The 747-nt window shown below is 31.6% G+C and carries 2 protein-coding genes; both read right to left on the bottom strand.

Features of this window, described 5'->3' with window-relative positions; translation table 11 throughout:
- Window positions 1-353 (bottom strand): hypothetical protein (locus QM460_RS10435; RefSeq protein WP_414290058.1); only part of this gene is annotated, 353 nt, incomplete at its 3' end.
- Between the two features lie 2 nt (window positions 354-355).
- Window positions 356-703 (bottom strand): hypothetical protein, encoded by a 348-nt coding sequence (locus QM460_RS10430; RefSeq protein WP_050077967.1) that lies wholly within the window; start codon window positions 701-703, stop codon window positions 356-358.
- Window positions 704-747 lie beyond the last annotated feature (44 nt).

The following is a 747-nucleotide window of genomic DNA, read 5'->3' as shown; positions in this document are numbered from 1 at the left end:
TCTTTTCCCAACATCGCTTCAGCAATTCCTACACGATTTAAAAAATCTAGATCAGAATATTTTTCCCAGCTGTCATTTTCTAAACTCAATTCGTCTTTTGTAAATTGTGATTTTTCATTGACGACAATCACTTGATTTTTTCCATCATACTCCTTCGATTTCAAGTCATCATTTTTCAGAGTAGGATTCAAATTTGAGTTGGAATTTTTTTCTTCAGCTGAATCGGCTATGTTCAATTGATTTGGGATATCATTTTGTGTCAAGCCAGATTTGATAGCATTAAAATTGTTAGGTTGTACGATAAAGATCGCAAGAAAAATGAGAATGATGAACAGTGATTTATTCTTCTTCATTTTCAAACACCACCTGACCGTCGTTCAGCTTCAAGTGCTGATACATCATCCATAAAATGTAACCAATTTGTGGTTAGTTCGTTTACAATATCTTGTTTAACATTTAAAGCCGAAAGAGAAATGTCATTCTTCAACATCAATTCTAAAATCTGACTTTGTTGTTGTTTGATATCAGATAATGTTTCTGCAAATTGATTATTGTACAAATTCAATCCGTCATTCATTACGATATTTTGAATTTGCGATAACATAAACTCGTTAAAGCTTGGATAGTTATATTTTTTTGAAATGGCCTGAAGTTGCTCAAACATATCATCAGGAACATTTCTAATTAAAAAATTTTTAGCCATCAATTTCTACCTCACCTTCATACTCTAACCAACGTGAAATATGA

Origin of the sequence: Streptococcus infantis, from assembly GCF_047464415.1 — a bacterium.
In the GTDB taxonomy this organism is placed as follows: domain Bacteria; phylum Bacillota; class Bacilli; order Lactobacillales; family Streptococcaceae; genus Streptococcus; species Streptococcus infantis_AE.
The sequence above is the reverse complement of the archived record's forward strand: the minus strand, read 5'-3'. Positions and strand labels throughout refer to the sequence as shown.